The following is a 6,165-nucleotide window of genomic DNA, read 5'->3' on the forward strand; positions in this document are numbered from 1 at the left end:
ATGAATTGCTGTTTATTCAGTGATTATTTCTAAATTCTTTTTCTTGGTTTTATAAAAAAACCGCTGTTTTTCACTACCTTTGCACCCTCAAAAAAGATTGTGTCAAATGCAAAAAATTAGGAATATTGCAATTATAGCACACGTCGACCACGGAAAAACAACTTTGGTTGATAAGATGCTGCATGCCGGAAAACTGTTTCGCGAGAATGAAGATACCGGAGAGTTGATAATGGATAATAACGAACTGGAACGTGAGCGAGGGATTACAATCCTTGCTAAGAACGTTTCGATTGATTATAACGGATATAAAATCAATATCATAGATACTCCGGGACACGCCGATTTTGGTGGCGAGGTAGAGCGGGTATTGAATATGGCTGATGGCGTATTGCTGTTGGTCGATGCTTTTGAAGGCCCTATGCCGCAAACACGGTTTGTGCTTCAGAAAGCACTGCAAATGGGGCTGTTGCCTATTGTGGTGGTAAATAAGGTAGATAAGCCAAATTGTCGTCCGGATGAAGTTAACGAAGCTGTTTTCGATTTGATGTATAATCTGGATGCTACAGAGGAACAGCTTGGTTTTCATACCATATATGGCTCAGCTAAACAAAACTGGATGTCGGAGGACTGGAAAAATCCTACTGACAATATTTTGCCCTTGCTTGATGCTATCATTAAATATATTCCCGAACCAAAGACTTTGGATGGTACTCCGCAAATGCTGATAACATCCCTCGACTATTCTGCTTATGTGGGACGTATAGCGGTAGGGCGTGTGCATCGTGGTACGCTAAGGGAAAATATGGATGTGAGTTTGGTGAAGCGTGATGGAACGGTTGTAAAATCGCGTATCAAAGAACTGCATACGTTTACCGGGCTGGGACGGAGTAAAAGCATGGAAGTAAGCTCAGGCGATATATGTGCGTTGGTTGGTATCGACGGGTTTGAAATTGGCGATACCATTGCCGATATTAACAATCCGGAAGCATTAAAGCCCATTGCAATAGATGAGCCAACAATGAGTATGGTGTTCACTATAAACGATTCTCCGTTTTTTGGAAAAGAAGGTAAGTTTGTAACTTCGCGCCATATACACGAGCGCCTTATTAAAGAGCTTGATAAAAATCTGGCTTTGCGGGTTGAGAAAAGTATGGATTCGGATATCTGGCATGTGTATGGTAGGGGAGTGCTGCACTTATCTGTGTTGATTGAAACCATGCGCCGTGAAGGTTATGAACTACAGGTAGGGCAACCACAGGTAATTTTCAAAGAAATAAATGGTGTAAAATGCGAGCCTGTAGAGCAGTTAACTATAAACTTACCCGAAGAGTCGTCGGGCAAGGTGATTGAGATGGTTGCTACACGCAAGGGCGAAATGCTTAGTATGGAAGTGAAAAACGACCGTATTCAGTTAGAATTTTTGATTCCTTCGCGTGGTATTATCGGTTTGCGGAATAATGTACTGACCGTATCGGCGGGCGAAGCTATCATGTCGCACCGCTTTCACGAGTATCAGCCTTATAAGGGTGATATTGAAAAACGGAATAATGGCTCTATCATAGCAATGGAAAGCGGGACAGCTTTTGCTTACTCTATAGATAAATTGCAGGATCGTGGCCGTTTCTTTATTTTCCCTCAGGACGAAGTATATGCAGGGCAGGTAGTAGGAGAGAGCTCGAAAGAGGGAGATTTGGTTGTTAATGTAACTAAATCGAAAAAACTTACTAACGTACGTGCCTCTGGTTCTGATGATAAAGTACGGTTAATTCCACCGGTAGTATTTAGTCTGGAAGAGGCATTGGAGTATATTAAAGAGGATGAGTACGTGGAAGTGACTCCAACGAAAATACGCTTGCGGAAAATTATCCTCGACGAAAATGAACGAAAACGTGTTTCGAAAAAATAACTTCTTGAGAAGAATATTGAATAAAAAATGGGATTCATAAAAGAATATGAATCCCGTTTTTTGTTTACAGTGGTTTTACCGGAATACAAATGTCTACAATATGTTTCTTTTCAGGATGTTCCAAATGGTTGTTGTGGTATAATTCGTAGGTATTGGCATCGGCTGCCTGATACCCGCTTTCGGTAAACCATTGGCACATGGTGTTCCATGCTCGCTGAAATTCTTCATTTCCTATTTCAAAACGCCCTACAGCATATTTTCCTCCATCTACTGTCATTTTACCTATTTCACCTTCGGTTTTTACATCTTCTGTTACGACGAGGCATGCGTCCTGACGCACATTCATTATGTCGGTGACTGATGGGTCGTCATGGTAAACTGTCATTGTTTTTGCTTCGGGCTTATCGGCCAATCCTCTTGGACCTGCCCATCTGAACAGCTTTTCGTAGGCTTTGTAAATTTCATAAAACTGGCCACGGTGGCGGACATAGATTACCTGCATTTCGGGCATTTCCTTTACTTCAATTTTTGTGTTCATAATTATTAAGTTGTTAAATTCGACACTGCAAAATTGAGGATGATTTTGAGATATTACTTGTCCGTTCTTGCTTATCAGTTGACCATTCTTGCTATATAATAAGTTGTCTTTTGTATATACTGCTTTTTCAGATTTTCTGAATTCTTTCGCCGTAACGTTAAAGAATTTGCGGAACGTACGGCTGAATGTAGATACGTTGTTGAAACCGCACCGGTAGGCTATGTCGCCTATTGAATGTTCTTTGTTGCGTAGCATATATGCCGATTTTTCGATACGTACCCGTAAAAGAAAATTATTTGGAGTTTCGCCTGTAAGGAAAGTGAAAATTCTGTGAAAATGGTATGGCGAGAAATGTGCTGTTTGTGCAAGTGTTTGCAGGTCGATAGGTTTATCAATATTTTTTTCAATATAGTCCATCACCTTGTTGATTCGCGAAATATATTCCTGCCTGCTTCTTTCTTCGGGGTTCATTTTTGTATGATTAAATCAACAAATATAAAGAAAAGCTACATTCTGCTTTTTGCAAATCTTGCTATTTTGCTTAGGGCATCCAATCTATTATGGCGTTCAGTTGCTGTTGCTGTTTCCAATGGATGAATTCTTCGTAATTTCTTATTCCGTCGCGGATAACAGCCATATAAATCACAATTCCCATTGTCTTTTCGCTGTCAGGAATATCGTTTTTTATGGATAATATTGATAGGCGCATTTCCGGAGTGAGTATTTCTTTTATTCTCCGGGTAACTTCTTCCATTTTTCCTGCATAGGGCGACTCGTTCAGTATATGAATCATATCAATCTGCCATGTTTCATTGTCTGTGCCCTGATACCATGCATGCCACTCGATACACATTTCGTCAGTATCAAGAAGATTATCATAGCTAATGCGTTTTATCCGGCTGTTTTTAGCTATTTCAGCGATTGCCGCAAAGCTGTCGGTTATAGAAAAAGCATCGGAATAGATATGAAAATCAATATCTTTGTTTTTCATTATCAGTGCATTGGGTACAGAACCTATTAGGTTCGCTCTTGCCCCATGCATTTGCCATATCTCTACCAATCTTAGTTCTTTGATTATCTCAAAAGCCCGCTTTTGGTTTTCATCAGCAGTTTTTAGCAAGTCAGTCTGGTTCCTCATTCTTCTGTTACAGTTTTTTTGAGTGTATGTTTCAACAGTTTTTTTACTACAAGATGATGAAAAGGATAGATCGTATAAAAATAAATATACCCTAATGGTTTGTGAAATGCGACCAGAGTGGAGGTATAAATATCGTTTGTGCTACTGTTATCATCTTTTTTGTCGATGTATAATGATAAGTAAGCCGTCAGGTGTTTGTCTTTCATAGCAAGCACGGTCTCATTTTCTGATTTTGCAGATATGGACATAAGCGGATGGTCACTCCCGTTTCTGATAGCGTTTTCCAGTGTTTCTATATTTCCGTCTTCTTTTCCTTTGAGCCCTACGATTTTTACCAGCCGGTTTCGTAAGTCAAGCAGCTTATTTATCCACCATGGCATTTCAGTCCAGAATTTTACGAGAATATCATCGGCCGATATATCTTCTTTCAGCTTATTTATAGTGCATTTATAGCAATCGGTATAATTGATTGAAGACAACTCTTTTGCAAGTGATTGTTCCGGCGTTTTACATTTGATTACCTTCATTTCCTTTTGAATTTTTATGGCTTAACCGAACGATTATAACCTTTACATATTTTTAGCTATGTAAAGGTAAACAAATAATATAATCGGGGGAAACACTCCAATGAATTATTCCAGTTGTATTTCTCTGTTTATTCCTATTTCCTGTATGAAGTATTCGTCGTGACTTATAATGAGCACCGTGCCTTTATATGATTTTACGACTGAGGTAATTATTTCTATGCTTTGTATGTCAAGGTTGTTTGTAGGTTCGTCCAGTATGAATAAGTCGGGCATATTGTTCTTTACCTGCAGGCAGCAGAATACAAGGCGTATCTTTTCGCCTCCGCTTAATTTTTCACAGGTTTTGTCCCATGTATCGTACGGAAACAGGAAGCGATGTAACAGAATTTTCAGTTCATGCTCGGACAGATTCCGGGAGTTAAATTTCTCAATTTGTTGTAATACTGTCAGGCTATTATCGATTATAGAAATATCTTGGTCGAGATATACATAGCTGAATTCCGTGCGTGTTATTTCTCCTTTTATTGGCTGTATGTCGTTCAATAGTAGTTTAATCAGTGTTGTCTTTCCGGAACCGTTCCGGCCGTTTATAACGATTCGTTCTCCGCTCCTTATCTGGAAATCCTGCGGCTTTTCCCATAATAATTTTTCAGAGTAACCGAAGTTGATGTCTTTTGCTGTTATAAGCACTTTGCCATTGTGCAGGTCTGCATCTTCAAATTTTATTTTCAATTCCTTTGCCGAAGGTAATTTTTGTTGAATTTCCTTTAAATCACCTAATATATTATCCATTTTTCCTGTATGGATTTCCTTTAGTTTGGCAGAGCTTTTTTCCGACTTGCTTTTCAGATTTCCCATGACTATTTTCGGAACTCCTTTTTTCTGATTAGCCTTTTCGCCTCTTACACCGTGCTTTTCTTGTTTTTCGATGGCTTCACGGGCAATTTTTTTTGCTTTGCGGAGTTCTTTTTCTTTTTCGCTCAGCTGTTCCTGTAGTGCATTTAATTGTTCTTCCTTTTGGATTTTATAAAATTCGTAATTACCGCCATAAGCTTCTATTCCGTTTCTATGTATTTCATATGTTGTATCCAATAGATTTAATAACGTCCTGTCATGGCTAACAACAATAATACCGGCATTGGAATTCTGTATGAATTCATATAGTTTTTTTCTGCCTGCTTTATCAAGATGATTGGTGGGCTCATCCAGTAACACAATGTCGGGAAAGTGGAGATTGATGCCGGATAAGAAAACTTTTGTTTTTTCGCCTCCACTCAAACTGCTCATTTCTTGCGAAAGGCTTACATGTGGAACATTCCAGTGCTGAAGTGCTGATAATGCGTTTTCTTGAACGCTCCAGTCGTCATTCAGGAGATTAAAATTTTGTTCGGAAGCATCACCTTTCAATATAGCATGGAGTGCTTTTAGTTTTTCATCAATGCCTAAAACCTGAGCTACGGTTAGTTCATCGAATTGCCCGAAGTGCTGAGGAACGTAATAGGGTTTTTCTGAAAAAACGATTTCCCCTGCACTGGTAGGCAGATTTCCTGCTATGATTTTCAGGAGTGTTGATTTGCCGGAACCATTATTTCCTATCAGAGATACTTTTTCGCCTTTTGCTACCGACAAGTTGATGTTTTCAAAAAGTACCTCTCTGTCAGGGTGTATGTAAGATAATTGGTTTATGTTAAGACTCATATTGAATTGTGGTTAGATGCCACAATGCCACTTAGAATCAAAAGAAATGCCTGAAGCTACGAAAAGCTCAGTATTTAGATTTTATGTCCGAAGATTTGATTTCTAAGTAAAACAATACCGTAAAAGTACCGGCATTGATGGCATGGTAAAAAATATATTTACTTGTCCCATTTTAGTTCCGTGGGAATTGGAACTTTGAAAATGGTACTTCGACCATTTATTTACTTAGATATTCTCATTGGAGTAATTTATTCGTTTGCGATGCAAATTTATATAGAAATCTTCGATTTCTACGCCCGTATTGATAAAAAGTCGAGGGCAGCGCAAATTTCCCCGTCTATCACCGAGCTCGTAGCTC

The 6,165-nt window shown here is 39.0% G+C and carries 5 protein-coding genes; 1 reads left to right on the forward strand and 4 read right to left on the reverse strand.

Annotation, left to right across the window (positions count from 1 at the left end; translation table 11 throughout):
- Window positions 1-106: 106 nt before the first annotated feature.
- Entirely contained in the window at window positions 107-1,906 is a 1,800-nt protein-coding gene (gene typA, locus D0T49_RS08070; RefSeq protein WP_163630180.1) for a translational GTPase TypA, read from the forward strand.
- Window positions 1,907-1,970: 64 nt separating this feature from the next.
- Here typA and D0T49_RS08075 read toward each other — a convergent pair whose 3' ends face one another.
- From D0T49_RS08075 to D0T49_RS08090, 4 genes are all read right to left on the reverse strand, one after another.
- The gene (locus tag D0T49_RS08075) at window positions 1,971-2,915 is read right to left on the reverse strand and encodes a GyrI-like domain-containing protein (protein ID WP_163630181.1); all 945 of its coding nucleotides are present in this window, start codon (window positions 2,913-2,915) and stop codon (window positions 1,971-1,973) included.
- A gap of 70 nt (window positions 2,916-2,985) precedes the next feature.
- On the reverse strand, window positions 2,986-3,582 hold the full coding sequence (locus D0T49_RS08080; RefSeq protein ID WP_163630182.1) for a phosphoglycerate mutase family protein: 597 nt from the start codon (window positions 3,580-3,582) through the stop codon (window positions 2,986-2,988).
- Entirely contained in the window at window positions 3,579-4,109 is a 531-nt protein-coding gene (locus D0T49_RS08085; protein ID WP_163630183.1) for a DUF2867 domain-containing protein, read from the reverse strand. Before D0T49_RS08085 ends, D0T49_RS08080 begins: the two co-directional genes overlap by 4 nt.
- A gap of 105 nt (window positions 4,110-4,214) precedes the next feature.
- A complete protein-coding gene (locus tag D0T49_RS08090; RefSeq protein WP_163630184.1) occupies window positions 4,215-5,807 on the reverse strand; it encodes an ABC-F family ATP-binding cassette domain-containing protein in 1,593 nt (530 codons plus the stop codon).
- Window positions 5,808-6,165: the final 358 nt, after the last annotated feature.

The organism is Paludibacter sp. 221 (assembly GCF_010501035.1).
GTDB lineage: Bacteria > Bacteroidota > Bacteroidia > Bacteroidales > Paludibacteraceae > QVMH01.

Coding starts and splice junctions, on each gene's coding strand:
- typA (WP_163630180.1), top strand. CDS start 107: ATGCAAAAAATTAGGAATATTGCAATTATAGCACACGTCGACCACGGA.
- D0T49_RS08075 (WP_163630181.1), bottom strand. CDS start 2,915: ATGAACCCCGAAGAAAGAAGCAGGCAGGAATATATTTCGCGAATCAAC.
- D0T49_RS08080 (WP_163630182.1), bottom strand. CDS start 3,582: ATGAGGAACCAGACTGACTTGCTAAAAACTGCTGATGAAAACCAAAAG.
- D0T49_RS08085 (WP_163630183.1), bottom strand. CDS start 4,109: ATGAAGGTAATCAAATGTAAAACGCCGGAACAATCACTTGCAAAAGAG.
- D0T49_RS08090 (WP_163630184.1), bottom strand. CDS start 5,807: ATGAGTCTTAACATAAACCAATTATCTTACATACACCCTGACAGAGAG.